This is a genomic window from Paenibacillus plantiphilus (assembly GCF_927798095.1).
GTDB classification, from domain to species: domain Bacteria; phylum Bacillota; class Bacilli; order Paenibacillales; family Paenibacillaceae; genus Paenibacillus_Z; species Paenibacillus_Z plantiphilus.
Genome location: NZ_CAKMMF010000018.1, coordinates 24,326 through 42,476, shown reverse-complemented (window position 1 = coordinate 42,476; position 18,151 = coordinate 24,326). Strand labels below are relative to the sequence as shown.

The following is an 18,151-nucleotide window of genomic DNA, read 5'->3' as shown; positions in this document are numbered from 1 at the left end:
CATCACCAAGAAGCACTACCAAGAAGCACTACCAAGAAGCACTACCAAGAAGCACTACCAAGAAGCACTACCAAGAAGCATTAGCAAGCAGCCGGCAATTAATAGCCATGTGCCCGCGCAATAGCCGAGAGGAGTACAATCATGACAGCAGAGCATCAGAATCACGGTAGTGAGGAAGCACGCATACTTATCGAACGGCTTATTCAGTTTGCGCTTCAACGGGATATGATTCAGCCACTGGACAGGTACGCCTCCCGCAACGGACTGCTGGATTTGTTCCGATTTACTGAGGGGTATGAAGGGGCAGTGCCTCAAGAAGAGCTCAGTAGCGCGGAGGAGCTGCTTGAGCCGCTGCTTGATTATGGAGCGGCGATTGGTCTGATTCCTCATAACACGACGATATACCGTGATCTTCTTGATGCGCGAATTATGGGATATCTCATCCCCAGACCGTCAGAAGCGGCTGCGAGCTTTTACAATACGGCGAAGCTAGAGGGTGTTGCCAAGGCCACCGATAAATTTTATCGGCTCAGCATCGATTCCAATTATATTCGGATGGGCCGCATTCGCAGCAATCTGTATTGGGAGCAGCCAACTCCCTACGGCAATCTGGAGATTACAATTAACCTGTCGAGGCCGGAGCAGGACCCGAGAGAGATTGCTTTATTAAGAACAATGACGCCAAGCCATTATCCGAAGTGTCTGCTCTGCGCGGACAATATTGGATATGCAGGTCGTCCCAACCATCCTGCTCGCCAGAATCTTCGTGTAGTGCCGCTTGAGCTGCTTCATGAGCCATGGTATTTTCAATATTCTCCTTATGTTTATTATAATGAGCATTGCATTGTCTTCCGCAGCGAGCATGTGCCCATGCGTATTTCGCATGATACATTCACAAGATTGCTGCAGTTTATTGATCAATTCCCGCATTATTTCATCGGCTCGAATGCAGATTTGCCGATTGTCGGCGGCTCCATTCTAGGGCATGACCACTTTCAGGGAGGTCGTCATGTATTCCCGATGGAGAAGGCGGATATCGAGGCATCGTTCATCGACCCGTCTGAGCCGGGTGTAAGCTATGGCATCGTGAAATGGCCGTTATCGGTGCTGCGAGTAAGCGGGATAAGCCAGGAGGCTGTGCAAAGAGCTGCTTCTCGGGTATTGGATGGATGGCGGGAGTATAGCGACCCTTCGGCGGATATTTATGCTTATTCGGACAAGGACGGGGAGCGTATACCGCATAACACGATCTCGCCGATTGCAAGGTTTCGCGACAGCCATGTCTATGAGCTGGATCTTGTGCTGAGAAACAATCGGACCAGTAGTGCTCATCCCTACGGGATTTTCCACCCTCACGAGCATCTGCATCCGATCAAAAAAGAGAATATCGGCTTAATTGAGGTCATGGGCTTGGCTGTACTGCCTGGCAGGCTTCAGACTGAGCTGGAAGCCATATCGCGGCTGCTTGTTGGAACGGTTTCGCTGGATAGCTTAACGACGACAGGTGAGGGCGATTCCGAGCATTCCGATAATTCGCTTCATAAGCACAGGGCATGGATAGAAGCAATGATCGATCATTACGGCACAGGACTGTCCCCAGCCGAGGCTGAAGAGGTGCTGCGTGATGAGGTCGGTCGCAAATTCATGGAGGTGCTGGAGGCTTCAGGCGTGTTCAAACGGACGCCAGAGGGCAGTGAGGCGTTTAGAAGGTTGATGTCTTCGCTAGGTTTGACTGCCTGCTGAAGCTCAAGCCCAGCCTGTTTATGAATAACCGCTGAGGAAATAGACGATGTCTATTCTACAGCGGTTTTTAATTTCTATATTTTCAAAAAATTCATTCTGAATACTCACATGGGGACGATTTCGCCAGCAGAGGAAATAAAATTAGTAGTCCAAAAAGCATGAATATTCACCATCTTACAGGACTTTTTGATCAGGCTTCTTACAAAATAACCGACGAGTCAACAAAATATTCACTCTGCAACCTCGCATTTATACCTAGATTGTAGATTATTATCGATATTACTGATTTGCATAGAATGAATGATTATGGTATTTTTTATAAAAAAGATAATGATTATTTATTTATGAATGGGTGTAATAAAATGAATGAAGCAAGTATTCTAGGAGGACCGATCATGCCTTTAGCAATAATGCCGCTTGAAGATTTTTTGAAACTGACTACAGATGAACAGGTTGAGAAGTTAAAACAATGGAAAATGGACTACACACTTAAGGACATCCGTGACGCTTGGGGCTTCAAGCATTCCGCGCAGTATTATATGCTGCTGAAGAAGCTTCGTATTTATGAGCGCGTCGTCAATAAATCGGATAAGTTTTTTCCAGAGCAGCTGCTCTCCGCACGCAATGGATCGGATGCTTATGGCATTCATAATTATTCGATGCATGAGCGCAAGGCGCCCGCGGATCAATTCGGCTATGAGCTGAATGTGACGCTGAATGGCCCGGAACTAGCGGACAAGCTGGAACGGCTTGCTCACTTCCTCAAGGGAGAGAACAAGAGCGTCACAATCAAAATGTCTATTACTGCGGCAGCGCCGCCGGTAGAGGCTAATCAGAATGAGGGCGAAATCGTCTAATTGCAGTCCTTGCAGCATCGATGGTTAATAAAGAAACCGGAGCCCTGTATAAGCAGCTCCGGTTTCTTATTAGCAATGATTGCTGATTAATGTAACATCTTGTAAGTTACTGTATTTAAATTTCATTTATTTCTCAGTTTGCCAAGCTCGGATACAAGCGCCTCTACTTCGCTGATGCTGAATTTCTCCTTGCTTGAAACAACCTCATACAAATCTTTAATGTCTTCATATTTCTCCACATTGAAGTGAGAGGCTTGCATCGCTGCGCCTGTGGCCATTCTCAGCTTGGTTTTAATCGTTTCTATCATAAACTCGACATTCTCCTGCGTCGCATCGTTCAAGTTTTTCACCGTTTTTCCTCCTTCATCGGTCGGCTGGACTGTCCGTATTGTATCATGACGAACAGTCTGCCGCCACCGTTCCCTTCTGCAGCGGAGCATTAGTTTGTAGCCAGAGCCTTAATTCGGTACAATTAAAGGGCCGCCACTGCGGTCTATTGAGCAACAGATATAGTGTGCTGCTCGCGCTGCGATTCACGTGCAGCTTTTAACCTGGAGTGACAGGTTTCACGCTACTGTCGGAAGGAAGCATCTTTTAATGGGCAACAGGTCCAAAAAACGCAAACCCCCAGCTCTGGAAGGGATCAACCCCAGATGGGCGGATAATAACGGTCTTGAACGATTTTTTCTGAATATTGCTGCCGAGGTTCCGCGAATAGAGGAGCTGGCTTTCGTGTGCATTGGCACAGACCGGTCTACCGGAGACTCATTCGGGCCTTGGGTAGGGACGCTGATTCATGAGCGGGGAATGCCCAATGTTATCGGTACGATACGACAGCCTTGCGATGCGGATCGCTATGATGGGATGACGAGGGACATCCCCGATTCCATGAAGGTGGTCGCGATAGACGCTTGCTTGGGACAGCGGGACCGCCAGGGAAGTTATCTGATTGATGAAGGCCCGCTATATCCGGCGAGGGCAACAGGAAGAGGTTTGGCGTCAATTGGACACTATAGTATAGCTGGTGTGGTTGGCCCATTAAGCATCAAGCCTTATTGGAGCTTGCAGCGGGCGTCCTTGTACGACGTAATGGGTATGGCGCGTTCAGTCGCCGATGCGATATGCATCGCATGGTCCATCCCTGTCAAAGATTCAGTTTCGCTGCGCTTAGGTGAATAGTGAAATACACACAATTGATGAAAGGGTGAGGTTGCTATGACGATTCATTCTCTGGCAAACAATCAAATGAAACTACGCGACGGGCTCCAAATATCGTACTATGATACAGGTGAGGCCAGCGGTGTTCTTGCCGAACAATCGGCAATTGTGCTGCTGCATGGCTATTGCGGAAGTTCAAGCTATTGGCAGAATATCATTCCGGGAATTACAGGCTTGGGACGTATTCTAGCTCCTGATCTTCGTGGTCATGGAGGAAGCTCGGCTCCTGATGATGATGTTTACGGGATGGATATTCTAGCAGAGGATCTGCTGCAATTTATCGATGCTCTCCAAGTGGAGTCGGTCTATCTGTTCGGTCATTCGCTTGGCGGCTATGTATCGCTGGCATTCGCTGAGAAGCATCCAGAGAAGGTGAGATCATTAAGTCTGGTTCACTCGACTGCGATGGCGGATAGCGAAGAAGCGAAGCAGAATCGGGACAAGGCTGCGGCAGCGATTCTAGCTGATGGCATCGAGCCGTTCGTAGACGGTCTCATACCCAAGCTGTTTGCTCCTGGCCATCGAGAGACGATGGCTGACAAGGTGAAGGAGATCGTTGCGATTGGTTATGGAACATCCGCCGCTGGCGCAGCAGCAACTGCGCGCGGCATGAAGGCTCGTCCTGATCGCAGAGAGGTGCTGGACAAGTTGGAGGTTCCAAGATTGCTCATTGCCGGCTCAGAGGATGCCGTCATTCCATCGGAGAAGACATTTACTGCGGAGGGGCCGAATGTTTCCCATGTTGTGCTCGATGGAGTCGGGCATATGGGCATGGTAGAGTCGCCCGCCGCTGTGGGAGAAAGAGTTGCCGCTTTTATTCGCTTTCTATCGACGATCAGGGAGTAGGATGAACGATGTTTCAACGGGATTACTTCATGCGAATGATCCAGCAGATGACGGAGGTCGTCGGGCAAATGATGGCTCTGCGTCAAGAGAAGAAGCAGGAGGAAGCGCTCCTTGCCATCGACGAGCTGCTTAGTCGGCAGTTTCGGCTTAACGGAAAATTGCTTCGTTCCTTGTCAGATGAGGATATTATTCGGATGATGACGGTAAGGGGTGTCGTGGAAACGACTAACTTGCACGCCATCGCTCTTCTTATGAAAGAGGAAGCCCAACTGCTGGAAGAGCTGGATGAGACGGATCAGAGCTATCTCGTCAGAGTAAAAGCGCTGCATCTTTTCATCAGGCTGGCGCTGCTTGAAGCCGAGCCGCTGCTGCGCACCCCTTCAGAGGAAGCGGGAGAGCTTGCCGCCAAGCTGGGCGAATATGAATTGCCGCAGGCAACGAAGGCGCTTTTGCTGCTGTGGCATGAAGCAGAGGGGCGCTACGATCAGGCAGAGAATGTGCTTGACGAGCTGCTTATGGATGGCTTAATGGCGCCGGAGCAAGCGGATGAGTTCTATGGCAGGCTGCTGCTGCTGACGGATGAGAAGCTGTTTGCTGGCGGCCTGCCAAGGGATGAGGTCATAGAAGGACAGCGAAGATTAGTGGGAAATGCTGCGATCAAGCAGCAGACGGAATTATTCCGAGCCGAATAATCGTCTCGGGACATGCTATTTTAGGAGTGAAGGAAGCTACATGGAACAATGGCAGGCGGATTTGCAGCATTGGGTGGATAACGGGGAACTGCGGCAAGCGGTCTTTAGCCAGCTTCGTCGCAAGGATGAAGGAATTCCGCCTAAAACGACGATCAGGGCAATTGAGCTGCGAGGCAGCCTTCATTATCAATTCGAATACCATAGCAATAACAAAGTAACACATGACAATGTTCCTCAAGCGGAAGCGGCGAATCGGCTGGCGCAATGGCTGGAGGGACACTACAGACAGGCGCTGTTCAAGACTGCGGGCGCTGATGTGCAAATTCTGTTCAATAAGAAGGGCAAGGCGACAGTGCTCCGCAAACCGCCGACCTCCAAGGCGCAGGAGGAGCCGCAGCAGCATAATCGGCTGAAGCAGCGCATTGTGCAAGAGGGTGAAGCAGCGCCATTCATGGTGGAGCTTGGCATTATGACGAAGAGCGGTCAGGTCATTGCCAAGAAACAGGATAAATTCAAACAGATCAACCGGTTTCTTGAGATGGTCGCAGATGTGCTGCCAAGTCTTCCGAGTGACCGGGAGATTAGAATCGTTGATTTTGGCTGCGGCAAATCCTATTTGACCTTTGCGCTCTATCATTTGCTGGCCATCAAGCAGAAGAGAAGGATCTCAATCGTGGGGCTGGATTTGAAGGAGGATGTCATTGCCTTCTGCTCGGAGCTTGCACGCAAGCTCGGATACGATCGCTTAAGCTTCCAGGTCGGAGATATAGCTCAGTACAAGGAGCATTCATCGGTGGATATGGTTGTCACACTGCATGCTTGCGATACAGCGACAGATGCGGCGCTTGTTCAGGCGGTGGATTGGGGAGCAGCCGTTATTTTATCCGTTCCCTGCTGCCAGCATGAGCTGTTCCGTCAGGTTGCCAATGACGATCTCCGGCCTCTGCTGTCCCATGGCTTGTTGAAGGAAAGATTCTCAGCGCTTGCAACGGATGCGGTTCGTGCCCAACTGTTGGAGGTGCTAGGTTATAAAGTGCAAATGCTTGAGTTTATAGATCCCGATCATACGCCGAAAAACATGCTGATCCGCGCTGCATTAGGTGTTGCGAATGAGCCGGAGCGCAAGTGGAAGGAGTATGTCGCTTTTCGCGATGCTTTGCAGCTTTCGCCTTATCTGGAGCGAGCTCTGTCCCACAAGCTCAGCGAGGCGTTGGAAAGTAAGGTTTTTGTTAAAGAAGGTTACACAACCGTTGTCGAATAAATACGTACTGTGATAGAATGAGAGGGTAGTAGGTCCCAGGAAGTAGTGCATATGAATAAGGTGAATTGGGTGGATCGGTTTGGGTCTGTTGACATGGCTTGATCTTTGTATCTTTTCTGTACTCATGGCATTGTTTCTGTACGTTTTTGTATATAACACAGTTACATTGCTGCATAAAGTATATTTGATCTTCCACTTCCTGATTATGATTTGGCCGTTTGGCCAATTTGCAGTCGGCATGACAGACAATCCCCACTTCCAGATGATATACACCAATGTCTCGTTTGTCTTCTTATCCCTTGTTGGATTTGGATGGCTGCTGTTTCTTAGATTCTTGATTAACCCTGCATATGTGCTCAGATTGGGATCGTTTCTGAATATGCTTCTTCCCGCTCTTATTATTGCGATCGGAATCGCCATAAATCCAGGAGGGGTATATATACCCGAACTTAATGGTCCATACACTACGTACGGTCCAATTTTCTGGTTTCTGGTCGCTACGCATCTAATATATTGTACCTACTCGGTTATCCTAATAAATCGCGCATATCGTTCGGAAGCCAATCCTCACTATAAGACGAAGATTGCCTATGCGCTTATCGGTTTGATTGTACTTGCCGCATTCGGACTATTCGATGTGATTTGGAATACGCTGCTTGCGAGTGTGCTGCCAGCAATACCCGGCGTATTCTCAATTGGAATCGCTATCGCGATTGTTTGTTTTGTAATCTCTGTTCACAAGCAGCGCTCTTACGACATTGTGGGGATCGCGAAGCAGGATGTGATTCATACCATTGCGGCAGGAATTATCGTGCTGGATGGACAAGAGCGAGTTGTAGAAATGAACCGTCTGCCTAGTCCGCGACTTCGAGTCAAGCTAGGCAAGCGACTGGACATGGAGCGGTATCTCCATTCTATAAGTGGAACGAAGGATGAGGAGTCCTTTCTTAGCGCCTATCGCAGCAATCCGCCGGAGCGAGCAGCGATGGAGATAGCGATTGAACAGGATGACAGCATCCTATATCTATCTTTACATGCAGCGCCGATTATGGGCGACCATAATCGAATCATTGGAAGGGTGATCACCTTCCAGGATGTAACAGAGCTTAGACTGCTTGTTGATCAGTCAAACGAGCAGTACGAGGCTATGCAAGAGAGGAATCGCGAACTCATTCAAATGCAGGATAAATTGTTTCAGGCCAATCAGAAGCTTGAGCAGATGGCTGTTACAGACAGCTTGACCGGCTGCTTCAATCGGCGATATTTGATGGGCCGGCTGGAGTATGAAATCAAGCGAAACCAGAGATATCGATTTCCCTTTTCTATCATGTTGTTTGATATTGATTTCTTCAAGTCAGTCAATGACTCCTACGGCCATCTCATTGGAGACGATGTTATTCGTCAAACGGCAGGAGTCGTTCGGGATTCATTAAGAGGGACAGATCTATTGGCCAGATACGGCGGCGAAGAGTTTGCAGTCTATTTGCCGCAGACGGATCGAGAGCAGGCCGATATGCTGGCAGAACGAATTTGCCAGGCAGTTGCTTGTAATCAGGTGCCGATCGGCAAGGACGATGCCTCTGTTTCGGTTACAATTAGTATAGGTGTCCTATCTGTAGAAGGACAAGCAGAGCATGATGGCGACAGCACGGAAGCCTATTTGCATGAATTATTCGCCAACGTAGATGAGGCGCTTTATGAAGCGAAGAAAGGCGGCCGCAATCGAATTGTACATTTTCCATGAATAGAGGGAGGTGGGCAGCATGGCTTTCGGGGGGCGCATAGCAGCTGGGGCAGTCGCAGTCGGCACAATATTGTTTACAGCTGGCTTCGGATTTTGGGCAGGAGGCAGTAATGGATGGTTGACGGCATTGTCCGGTGGTGCAGCAGCCTCAATCCTCTCCCTGCCTCTAGCGTGGATTCTGGGGAGCAAGTACGATCGGATCAAGTTGGAATCTACAACGGATTGCTTGACTGCTATATTCAATCGGGGATTTATTGAATCCAGCTTTCCCAAGCTGGTGCGGCAGGCGCAGCGCAAACGGAAGAAATTCTCGGTTCTGATGATCGATGTCAATGATTTCAAGGATGTCAATGACCGCTTTGGACATGACCATGGCGATACAGTGCTGAGGCTCATCGCACAATCACTGAAGGCTTGCTCGCATCGAGGTGAAATTGCAGCAAGATGGGGCGGCGACGAATTTATTGTAATCTGTCCATACAGCGATGAGAAACAGATCCAAGCATGGATAAAGGAATATCATGAGCAGCTTCAACAGCTTACCGGGCGAATGGGTCTAAAGCTGTCCGTATCAGTAGGAAGTGCGTGCTACCCTGAGCATGGAAGCGACTTGTTGCATCTGATCCGTTCTGCGGACAAGAGGATGTATGCGCATAAACATGTGCGTCGCCTGCATGCCAAATCTCATGAAGCGCTGCAAGCGTGACAAACAAGCACATTGTTAAAAAGGCGGAATCAGACAGATGAGAAAAGTGCATATTCTCTCGGTTAAGCCGGGGGAGAAGTTGGCTCGCCCAGTACTTCAAGAGAACGGGAATATTTTGCTTGGTGCCGGAGTGGAGCTCAATGACAGATTCATTGACCGATTAAAGAAGCTCGGTATCGATATGCTGTTTATCGATGATCCGATGACAGCGGATCTTGCCCCGAGTACTGCGATTAGAGACGATACGCGCAAGAAGGCGACAGATACGATTTTCAAGACGATGAATACGCTAATGGACCAGCCGAATATTAAAGGACGGGCCATTGCTCCGGAGATGGGGCGAGAGTTCCGCAAAGTATTCGGGGAGATTATGCAGGACTTGATTTCCAGAGAAGAGGTCATGGTTAATCTGACCAGCATACAGGTTGCGGACGGCTATTTATTCCAGCATTCCGTTAACGTCGCCATTCTAGCTGGCATTATGGGCTTGGCCAAGGGCTATAATCGCAATCAGCTGGAAGAGCTCGGCATGGGTGCATTGTTGTTCGATGTGGGAATGACACGGCTGCCCAAGGAACTGCTGAACAAAACTTCGCCGCTTACCGTTGAAGAACGGATTGCGATGGAGAAGCATACCGAGGAAGGGTTCAACATTATTCGCGCCCAGCATGACATATCGCTGCTCTCCGCTCATTGCGCGCTTCAGCATCATGAACGGTATGACGGCTCTGGATATCCCAGAAGGCTGAGCGGGAAAGCGATCCATGAATACGCCCAAATTGTTGCACTGGCAGATGTGTTCGATGCACTCACATCTCCACGGCCGCATCGCAGGCGCTATACGCCAACAGAAGCAATCGAGTATTTATTCGCTGCCGGGAATACGGTGTTTGATTTGGAGTTGATCAAGACATTCTGCAAGCATATTTCGATCTACCCTGTAGCGACTACGATATTGCTAAGCTCAGGCCAGGTAGGAGTAGTTGCGGCGAATAACCCGCTCGCTGTACATCGGCCAACGGTTCGCATCATACGGGAAGCAGACGGCTCCATGCCGGCAATGGCTTATGAGATAGATCTGAAGGATGAACACAATGTCATGATTATCAAAGAGATGTAAAGAACGGCATGGGGACTGACAACAGCATACATCGTAAAGGCAAACTTGTCGAAAGGCAAGGACGCAAAGCTATAGGGTCTAATGTTCGCAACGCGAACGAATGACAGCCTGGCTGCCGAAATGACATCCAATCCTGGGTGGTAGAAGCGGCTTGAGGCAAGCGGCTTTTTCTTTTTATATCACACATGAGTGAGGATGATAGTATGAATAGTAATTTTCCTGGCAGGGATGCATATGGCACAGAAAAACAGATGGTCTCAACAAAAGTGCTCGTTCATAGCCGGACCGTAGTCGAGAAGGACGGATATGTATCGACAGGCGTGCTGTCTCATGTGGAGGGCGAGATGATCGAGATTGAGATGTCCGAGTTCAAATCATTCGATCTTGGTGATCCCGTTAGTCTGACCATCTATTCGCCGGTTGGCATACATCGATTGCAATCGACAGTGATCGGCAAGGCTGATGGCTCGCTTGCAGTTATTTTTCCGCCCAGATCATTAATAGGATTGGAAGAGAAGCGGGAGATGCCTCGTATTGAGGTCTACCATGACGGCTCGTTCAAACGAGTAGTGGACAAGAAGGGCGAGGCGCTGCTGCAAGAGGCGATCGACGAGGCAGAGGTGGATGCCTATATCATCGACACTGAGCTGACCGTTCGCAACATCAGCTACTCTGGTGTTGGATTTCAGGTAATGGGCGCGTCTATGCTGCAGCCTGACGATAGAGTGGAGGCAACGATCAAGATCGGGTTTGAGCTTAGCTGTACGCTCGAAATCATCCGCAAGGAGTCCGATGGCGATCAATTCTTTTATGGAGCAAGATTTCATAATTTGGACGAGCTGCAGCAGCGCGCTTTGCGAGCATTCCTGCTCCGCGAGCAGGTGGCAGCCTACTATAAGAAGAAGCAAGAGAAAGCGAAGCCGCGTTCCTTCTAAACTATGACTCGGCACCCGCGACGCATCTCCTCGCGGGATGCTGCTAGCCGCGTCCGCGCAAGCGTGCGTCTCGCGTAAGCCGCGTCCCGCGTAAACCGCGTCCCGCGTAAACCGCGTCTCGCGCAAGCCGCGTCCCGCGCAAGCCGCGTCCCGCGCAAGCTGCGTCCCGCGCAAGCCGCGTCCCGCGCAAGCTGCGTCCCGCGCAAGCTGCGTCCCGCGCAAGCTGCGTCCCGCGCAAGCTGCGTCCCGCGCAAGCTGCGTCCCGCGCAAGCTGCGTCCCGCGCAAGCTGCGTCCCGCGCAAGCCGCGTCCCGGCGTAAACCGCGTACATTTCTCGGCGTAGGTTATATCTGCCGCTTAACGCTTATTCGTTGCTGCAAAAATACAGTTAACTTGGCCCGAAGGGTCCATTTCAAGCCATTTAACTGCAAAAATACAGCAAAAAGAAAGAAAAGTGCCGTATACGCTGGGTTATGGAGATATTAGATGTATTTTTGCAGGTACTCCGGCTGCGAGCAGCTATTATTGATTCAGAAGATGTATTTATGCAGTAATGGCTTTTGAAGTAACTGCGCGCAGCTCCCAGCTCCCAGCTCCCAGTGGACGATGGGGCGACACAGTGTTGGCAGTCGACCACATTTCTAATTGGGATGTAACGAGCAAACAAATAAACGAACCGGTCTAAAGGAGTTCCTCTAGCGGTTCGTTTATTGTTGTAGCAGCATTGAAGCTTGAGAAGGACTGTTTGAATCGGTGCTCCGGCTATTATAAATGGGCAGCTCTACTGCTATAGATATAGACTAGATATCACGGCGCAATGCGCGAAGCACATCTATGCGAGTAGCTCTAGCTGCAGGCCTCATGCCTGACAGGACAGCAACCCCCAAGCTAATGCCTGCGCTAACTAGTGTCAGCGTAATTGGAATTGAAGAGAACATAAAGTTCTCGGGAGGCTTGCCGTCCAGCACATTTGCCAGAATAGGCGGCACGGCAGCGTTGATCAGGGCGCTTAATCCGTAGGAGACGATCGTGCCGATCATGACGCCAAGCAGGCCGATCCCGAAGCTTTCCAGAAGGAAGATGCTGCGGATTGTACGCGGATTGGCGCCAATCGCTTTCATAATGCCAATATCCTGCGAGCGCTCGGTTACAGCCATCGTCATCGTGTTGTAAATACCGATGGAGGCGATTAGAACAGCAATCGTTCCGACGAAAATGAGCCCGATCTTCATGACGAGAAAGACGAGGTCCATCTCCTTAATCGTGTCGGCAACGGAATAGACCGAGTAATTTTTTTCGCGGAGCTCATTGGATACTTTAACGACGTTATCCGCGCCATCGGCTATGACTTTAACATTCGCTTGAGGCAATTCTTCCCCGAATAATTTGTCATTATAGTTGTCTGACAGGTAGAGCAAAGCGCTCTCCATCCACTCTCTGTCAGGCTTCTCCAATATACCGACTATGGTGAGCTTGAACTCCCCGACCACGACCTCCTTGTTCGTATCCGGATTGAATTCCGTAGCTTTAAAAACAATCGTTTCACCAATAAGTTTGCCGTTATATATTTCATTAGCTAGAGCCACATTGTTTGCATCGCGTTTGGTCAAGCTTTTGGCAAAATGATACCCAACCACTGTTTCGTTGTCATTGGCTGGCGCTCTTCCTTCCTCCAGTTCAAGCCCGGCTTTCATTTCCTGTTGAAAATTGGACACGATAGCCTGCGTATTATTGAGGCTTTGGTATTCGCCTAAGCTTGTGGTTCCTTGAGACATGCGCTGCACGCTCATGGCTTTGATATGCTCGATATTCTGAATGGCATCGATATCCGCTTGCTTCAGATTATCATAGGTGTCCCCATTTTTGAGGGCGTGAACCTGAATTTCGGTAATGTTCCGATCCTGCAGCAGATCGTCGATTAGACTTTGTTGAAGTCCAAATGCTACGGAAGCGATCATGATGAGGAAGGAGCAGCCCATCGCTGTGGCGAGGATGGTCATGAAGACCCGTGACTTGTTTTTGCTCATATTTTGTCTGACGAATTTAAGCTTGTCTTTGAATTTCAAGGTTGAAGCACCTCCAGCTTGGATTGTTCGGCCGGTTGAAGCAAGAGGCCATCTTCGATGCGCATTGTGCGGTTGCCGATGGAGGCAACCTTGTCATCATGGGTAATAATGAGTAAAGTAATGTTCCGCTCGCGATTGAGGGATTGAAGCAGCTGTAGAAACTGTGCTTCATTCTCGCTGTCGAGACTGCCTGTCGGCTCATCGGCCAGCAGTATGGGCGGGTTTAAAATAAGCGATCTTGCGATCCCTACACGCTGCTGCTGTCCGCCGGAGAGCTCGCTTGGATAGTGGTCGGCATAAGAGGCGATGCCGAGCTGCTCTAGCAGTGTCAGTGTTTGGCGACGCCTTTCATTCGGTGCAATGCCTTGCAGGACAAGGGGCAGTTCAGTGTTCTCATAAGCGGTCATGCTGGGAATAAGCTGAAAGTTTTGAAAAACGACCCCCATATGATTTCTGCGGAAGTCTGCCCATTGGGTTTCGGAATAGCTGGTAACATCCTGATCGGCAATGCGGACTTTTCCGCTGGTAGGACGCAAGAACCCGCCGACGATATGAAGCAAGGTGGATTTGCCGGAGCCACTTCGACCAATGAGAGTAACAATTTCACCTTTATTAACTGTCAAATCGATGCCTTTAAGTACAGGAACGAGCCGTTCGTTCCCCTTACGGCCGAGCTTGAACGCATGTTCAATTTGCTGCAAGTGTATCATGTTTGTACCTCCTAAAATTTTCTGCGCGGCTTCTTGATGAGCTTCTGTGTAAGCAGAAAATCGCATCGGAAGCGTGGGCATAATTTTCTGCGCGGCTTCCTGAATGTTAGCTGTGTTGTTAACGAGCAGTGTGAGAAAAAAGTTTTGGCGTGCGTGGTGATTTGCTGGAAAAGGATATGTCTATGTTACAATCTTGTAATAGGAAAGTGGTGTCATAAACGCGATTGTCGCTTTGAAATGGGGTAAGGGGATGCGTACCGTAGTCGTCGGAATAGCTGCTTTGTTGTTTGCAATAGTGCTGGCTTTCTCGACTTATCGATATGGCATGTTTTTTGATGTTAATTTCTACAAGCTGGAATGGATTGTTATTGTCGCAGCGCTGCTAAGCCCCGCGTTATTTGGGTTTGTCCACAGAGGAGGAGACGATCAGTACAAAAATGGATTGCGCGTCGGGAAGGGGAATAGCTTGCTGGCCTTCACGAGAAGCAGGGGGCTCCGCGCTGTGCCGCTCGCTGCCTATAGCCCGTTGGCGCTCGCTTTATTGTATTGTGTCGCAATGTTCAACCAGCCTGCATCCATGCTGGGCACGATTGAGCAAGCGCTGCGCTGGTCCGCATACAGCGCTTTTCTGATTATTTCTTATATTTGGTTTGGTGAGGAGCGGAATCGGGGCTGGTTGTCTGCATCTATTCAGGCTGCAGGTGCTTTTATCGTATGGGGCTCCCTGGCTTGTTGGATGGGGTGGACTTATTTCCCAGAGATGATTATGACAACAGGAGATGCGAGATTGTCTGCGGTTGGCGCACGGCTTGCCGGATTTGTGCAATATCCGAATGCTTTTGCCGCAATTGCAGCCGCTTATCTGGTATGGTGCTGGCTGCTGCTTATTCGGGCCCGGACATTGTTGTCGTTCGTTCTGATCGGACTTCAAGTGACTCCTATTGCGCTTGTGCTGCTGCTGACAGAGTCAAGGGCGGCATGGCTGTCTGCCGGGATTGGCTGGCTTGCTGGCCTGCTTGTCATAGGTCGTGCGGAACGCATGCAGTGGCTACTATACAGTGGCTGTACGCTTGCTGCGGCAGGAGCCGCTTACAGGTTTGTTTATGGGGCAGGGCTGCGGAACGGGCGTCTTGACGCTTTAGAAGCGCCACCTCAAGCTGTATTCTCTGAGGGGGCATTGCTACTGGCTATTGTGCTTGCCGGCGGCATTGGCTGCATCATGATTCGCAGCTTCGCTGCTCGCAGCAGCGGCAGATGGAGAGAGTTTGTGGCGTGGGGAGGCTGGGCCGCCGCAATAGCGGCAATGGCGATGTTGCTGCCTGCGGTTATTCAGGGCAGGCTGAGCGGATATTTTGAAACGCTGGGTGCGCGCTCGATGTTCTACGAGGATGCTTTCATACTGATCCGTGAAGCGCCGCTGCTGGGTCGTGGCGGAGATACCTGGCGGTCACTGTTCACGCAAATCCAGACCTATCCCTATATCGGCAACGAAGTGCACAGCGGGTATTTGGATGTGACGCTGGACCTGGGCATTGCAGGTCTGATTGTGTTCATTCTTGTTGTCGGAGCACTATTGCGAAGAGTGGCCTTGCATGATCGAACAGGTCTGGTGCCGATTGGTGTTCTGCTGCTGCACGCAGCAGTAGATTTCGACATGTCTTACGGCTGCTATTGGCTGCTGCTCTTCGGCTGGATCGTCCTCCATAGCAAACCTGCATATGAGGTGAAGAACGAGCCGATGGGAGCGAATGAGCTGGACAAGGGGAATGGGCTGGATACAAGTACTGGCGCGAATGCAGAAGCAGAAGTGATTGCAGTGACTGTCGTGAATGCAGAAGCAGAAGTGATTGCAGTGACTAGGGTGAATGCAGAAACCGAAGTGACTGGTGTGAATGCAGAAGCAGAAGCGATTGCAGTGACTAGGGTGAATGCAGAAACCGAAGTGACTGCAGTGACTGGTGTGAATGCAGAAACCGAAGTGATCAGAGTTAATGACATGAATGCAGAAACTGTAGTAAATACAGTGCTTGGTGTGAATACGCCAACTGCAGTGAACGCAGCGAGTGCAGTTAGAGGAGCGGCTGCATTGCTAGCCGCTGTCATATTGGTCACAGCCGCCATCTATAGCTGGCGGTTTGACGAGGGGGTGGCGCAGCGCGAGGCGGCGGTTGACGCGGTCGGCGCCGAGCAGCTTGCGGCGCTTCGCGCCGCGCTCGATGCGAATCCGTATTGGACACGGATTCGCATCGAGCTGGCAGAGCTTGCGCCGCCGCCGGAACGGGCGGCGCTGCTCGCGGCCGGACTGCGCTATGAGCCGCAGTCCGTGCCGCTCATGCGGGCGCTCGGCCGTGTATACGCCGAGCGCAGAGACGTGCCGCAGGCGACGGCGCATCTGCGCCTCGCACTGCGGTACGACCGATACGACCGCGAGAATCAGACGGACGCGGTCGTAATCATGGCGCAGCTCGCGCAGCGCATGCGCGCGAGCGGCAAAGAGCGCGAGGCGCGCGAAGCCGCGAAGACCGCGCTGAGCTTCTTTGAAGCGTTCGAGGCGCAGGGGATTGACGCGGAGGCGGCTGGCCGCGACTTTGAGGTCACGCCCGAATCGCTGGAGGCGGCGAATGCAGCTTACATGCTTCTTCGCCAGCTCGGTCCCGGCACATCATATTGATAATTCTCCTAGATCAAGCTGCTCTGGTTCCGATATACTGACCATTCACAATCTCAGTTTAATTTCGTGAGAGTCGTTTTCATCAATAATTGTGATTTTTCCACAGATTACGATCCAACCCGATATATACTTTCAGCATCGCGTGTGATTATACGGCGAGTGTGGGGTATTGGCGGAGATTATAAGCGGACAAAACCCGCTTACAGCTACTGAAAGGTGCGCGATCTGTCGTGTAAGCAGGAAAAATCGTCTTATCTCCTGAGCGAGTGTGTGAAAGGGGTAACGGCGGAGATTATAAGCGGACAAAACCCGCTTACAGCTACTGAAAGGTGCGCGATCTGTCGTGTAAGCAGGAAAAATCGTCTTATCTCCTGAGCGAGTGTGTGAAAGGGGCAACGGCAGAGATTATAAGCGGACAAAACCCGCTTACAGCTACTGAAAGGTGCGCGATCGGTCGTGTAAGCAGGAAAAATCGTCTTATCGCCTGAGCGAGTGTGTGAAAGGGACAACGGCGGAGATTATAAGCGGACAAAACCCGCTTACAGCTACCGAAAGGTACGCGATCTGTCGTGTAAGCAGGAAAAATCGTCTTATCGCCTGAGCGAGTGTATGAAAGGGGCGACGGCGGAGATTATAAGCGGACAAAACCCGCTTACAGCTACCGAAAGGTGCACGATCTGTCGTGTAAGCAGGAAAAATCGTCTTATCCCCTGAGCGAGTGTGTGAAAGGGGCGACGGCGGAGATTATAAGCGGACAAAACCCGCTTACAGCAACCGAAAGGTGCGCGATCGGTCGTGTAAGCAGGAAAAATCGTCTTATCGCCTGAGCGATCGGAGGTCGTGCATTTCACAGGTGTACTGACTAGGATATGGAGTATGGAGTATGGAGCGTAAGGGGGAATTTTCCTGATGATTTTAGCGGGTAGCTTTTTAGCGGCGGATAGTGATGTTGGATCGTGTGATAGTAATCAGGTTGTGAGGAGAGGAGCGGATGCGAGGCTTGTCTTTGCGTGGTTCGTGAGAGGATGTGAAGCGGTTTGACAGCATGATGCGTTTCGTGAAAGCTGATGTCGTCGTGTCAAGCCATTATGCTCTGATTTTGAGATAGAGTCCAAAAATAGAAAATAGGTAGCGACAGCGTAGGTTTGTCCAATCCTCCTCATAGAAACTAGCATATGCTGATATAAACCTGAGAGGAGTGATATTGATGGCATATACACGCATCAAACCTAAGCTGTATTCGACCAGCAGCAACGGGAAAGTCATTCGTACTTCAAAGCCCCAAGGACTGTACCAGCAGACAGGGCCAATCTTCAATCGACTGACGGTTGTTTGGGTTCAACGGAACGGCGTACCGTTTAATACGTCGGGCTTCTTTGCCCTATTGATTCGCAATGGTCGAGTCGTTTCATCATCAAGCTTTGACCGCTTCGGTGTCGTTCGTTTCAACAACATTGGAACGTTAACGAATGTTTCGTACACGATTCGCACTTTCTCTTCCAGCGGCGTATTGTTCCGCAGCAGAACAATACCAGCAGGCGTAGAAACCTTTGCAATTATCGGATGATGTGCCAACAACGAAT

Annotated in this window: 15 protein-coding genes and 1 riboswitch; of the genes, 12 read left to right on the top strand and 3 right to left on the bottom strand. The window is 50.4% G+C overall.

The window, feature by feature from the left end; translation table 11 throughout:
* The first annotated feature begins 141 nt into the window (after window positions 1-141).
* Window positions 142-1,743 carry a UDP-glucose--hexose-1-phosphate uridylyltransferase gene (locus L6H65_RS16205; protein WP_236343633.1) on the top strand — a complete coding sequence of 534 codons (1,602 nt, stop codon included), beginning with the start codon at window positions 142-144 and terminating at the stop codon, window positions 1,741-1,743.
* A 395-nt stretch (window positions 1,744-2,138) separates the two neighbouring features.
* Entirely contained in the window at window positions 2,139-2,600 is a 462-nt protein-coding gene (locus tag L6H65_RS16200) for a hypothetical protein (RefSeq protein WP_236343632.1), read from the top strand.
* Window positions 2,601-2,722: 122 nt separating this feature from the next.
* Here L6H65_RS16200 and L6H65_RS16195 read toward each other — a convergent pair whose 3' ends face one another.
* The gene (locus tag L6H65_RS16195) at window positions 2,723-2,950 is read right to left on the bottom strand and encodes a DUF1128 domain-containing protein (protein WP_290370439.1); all 228 of its coding nucleotides are present in this window, start codon (window positions 2,948-2,950) and stop codon (window positions 2,723-2,725) included.
* 247 nt (window positions 2,951-3,197) lie between these two features.
* Here L6H65_RS16195 and yyaC point away from each other — a divergent pair, with 247 nt between their 5' ends.
* The 8 genes from yyaC (at window position 3,198) to L6H65_RS16155 (ending at window position 11,122) form a co-directional block, all read left to right on the top strand.
* The gene (gene yyaC, locus L6H65_RS16190; protein WP_236343631.1) at window positions 3,198-3,779 is read left to right on the top strand and encodes a spore protease YyaC; all 582 of its coding nucleotides are present in this window, start codon (window positions 3,198-3,200) and stop codon (window positions 3,777-3,779) included.
* Between the two features lie 36 nt (window positions 3,780-3,815).
* Window positions 3,816-4,664 (top strand): alpha/beta fold hydrolase, encoded by an 849-nt coding sequence (locus L6H65_RS16185; protein WP_236343630.1) that lies wholly within the window; start codon window positions 3,816-3,818, stop codon window positions 4,662-4,664.
* A gap of 8 nt (window positions 4,665-4,672) precedes the next feature.
* The gene (locus L6H65_RS16180) at window positions 4,673-5,356 is read left to right on the top strand and encodes a DUF6483 family protein (RefSeq protein WP_236343629.1); all 684 of its coding nucleotides are present in this window, start codon (window positions 4,673-4,675) and stop codon (window positions 5,354-5,356) included.
* Window positions 5,357-5,396: 40 nt separating this feature from the next.
* On the top strand, window positions 5,397-6,617 hold the full coding sequence (locus L6H65_RS16175) for a class I SAM-dependent methyltransferase (RefSeq protein WP_236343628.1): 1,221 nt from the start codon (window positions 5,397-5,399) through the stop codon (window positions 6,615-6,617).
* A 79-nt stretch (window positions 6,618-6,696) separates the two neighbouring features.
* Window positions 6,697-8,361 (top strand): histidine kinase N-terminal 7TM domain-containing diguanylate cyclase, encoded by a 1,665-nt coding sequence (locus L6H65_RS16170; RefSeq protein WP_236343627.1) that lies wholly within the window; start codon window positions 6,697-6,699, stop codon window positions 8,359-8,361.
* Between the two features lie 19 nt (window positions 8,362-8,380).
* Complete coding sequence (locus L6H65_RS16165) at window positions 8,381-9,067, top strand: GGDEF domain-containing protein (RefSeq protein ID WP_236343626.1); 687 nt, start codon at window positions 8,381-8,383, stop codon at window positions 9,065-9,067.
* A 37-nt stretch (window positions 9,068-9,104) separates the two neighbouring features.
* Window positions 9,105-10,187, top strand: a complete 1,083-nt coding sequence (locus tag L6H65_RS16160) for an HD-GYP domain-containing protein (RefSeq protein WP_236343625.1) — start codon at window positions 9,105-9,107, stop codon at window positions 10,185-10,187.
* A 28-nt stretch (window positions 10,188-10,215) separates the two neighbouring features.
* Window positions 10,216-10,307: riboswitch (cyclic di-GMP riboswitch) on the top strand.
* An 83-nt stretch (window positions 10,308-10,390) separates the two neighbouring features.
* On the top strand, window positions 10,391-11,122 hold the full coding sequence (locus L6H65_RS16155; protein WP_236343624.1) for a PilZ domain-containing protein: 732 nt from the start codon (window positions 10,391-10,393) through the stop codon (window positions 11,120-11,122).
* Between the two features lie 799 nt (window positions 11,123-11,921).
* Here L6H65_RS16155 and L6H65_RS16150 read toward each other — a convergent pair.
* Together L6H65_RS16150 and L6H65_RS16145 are read right to left on the bottom strand one after the other, a co-directional pair.
* Window positions 11,922-13,187 carry an ABC transporter permease gene (locus tag L6H65_RS16150; protein ID WP_236343623.1) on the bottom strand — a complete coding sequence of 422 codons (1,266 nt, stop codon included), beginning with the start codon at window positions 13,185-13,187 and terminating at the stop codon, window positions 11,922-11,924.
* Window positions 13,184-13,897: an ABC transporter ATP-binding protein gene (locus tag L6H65_RS16145; RefSeq protein ID WP_236343622.1), complete on the bottom strand. Its 714-nt coding sequence runs from the start codon at window positions 13,895-13,897 to the stop codon at window positions 13,184-13,186. Before L6H65_RS16145 ends, L6H65_RS16150 begins: the two co-directional genes overlap by 4 nt.
* Window positions 13,898-14,147: 250 nt before the next feature.
* Here L6H65_RS16145 and L6H65_RS16140 point away from each other — a divergent pair, with 250 nt between their 5' ends.
* Complete coding sequence (locus L6H65_RS16140; protein ID WP_236343621.1) at window positions 14,148-16,568, top strand: O-antigen ligase family protein; 2,421 nt, start codon at window positions 14,148-14,150, stop codon at window positions 16,566-16,568.
* Window positions 16,569-17,775: 1,207 nt separating this feature from the next.
* Window positions 17,776-18,135 (top strand): hypothetical protein, encoded by a 360-nt coding sequence (locus L6H65_RS16135; protein WP_236343620.1) that lies wholly within the window; start codon window positions 17,776-17,778, stop codon window positions 18,133-18,135.
* Window positions 18,136-18,151: the final 16 nt, after the last annotated feature.

Bases quoted from the DNA above. Each gene is read 5' to 3' on its own strand.
- L6H65_RS16205 (WP_236343633.1), top strand. From the start codon at position 142: ATGACAGCAGAGCATCAGAATCACGGTAGTGAGGAAGCACGCATACTT.
- L6H65_RS16200 (WP_236343632.1), top strand. From the start codon at position 2,139: ATGCCTTTAGCAATAATGCCGCTTGAAGATTTTTTGAAACTGACTACA.
- yyaC (WP_236343631.1), top strand. From the start codon at position 3,198: ATGGGCAACAGGTCCAAAAAACGCAAACCCCCAGCTCTGGAAGGGATC.
- L6H65_RS16185 (WP_236343630.1), top strand. From the start codon at position 3,816: ATGACGATTCATTCTCTGGCAAACAATCAAATGAAACTACGCGACGGG.
- L6H65_RS16180 (WP_236343629.1), top strand. From the start codon at position 4,673: ATGTTTCAACGGGATTACTTCATGCGAATGATCCAGCAGATGACGGAG.
- L6H65_RS16175 (WP_236343628.1), top strand. From the start codon at position 5,397: ATGGAACAATGGCAGGCGGATTTGCAGCATTGGGTGGATAACGGGGAA.
- L6H65_RS16165 (WP_236343626.1), top strand. From the start codon at position 8,381: ATGGCTTTCGGGGGGCGCATAGCAGCTGGGGCAGTCGCAGTCGGCACA.
- L6H65_RS16160 (WP_236343625.1), top strand. From the start codon at position 9,105: ATGAGAAAAGTGCATATTCTCTCGGTTAAGCCGGGGGAGAAGTTGGCT.
- L6H65_RS16155 (WP_236343624.1), top strand. From the start codon at position 10,391: ATGAATAGTAATTTTCCTGGCAGGGATGCATATGGCACAGAAAAACAG.
- L6H65_RS16145 (WP_236343622.1), bottom strand. From the start codon at position 13,897: ATGATACACTTGCAGCAAATTGAACATGCGTTCAAGCTCGGCCGTAAG.
- L6H65_RS16140 (WP_236343621.1), top strand. From the start codon at position 14,148: ATGCGTACCGTAGTCGTCGGAATAGCTGCTTTGTTGTTTGCAATAGTG.
- L6H65_RS16135 (WP_236343620.1), top strand. From the start codon at position 17,776: ATGGCATATACACGCATCAAACCTAAGCTGTATTCGACCAGCAGCAAC.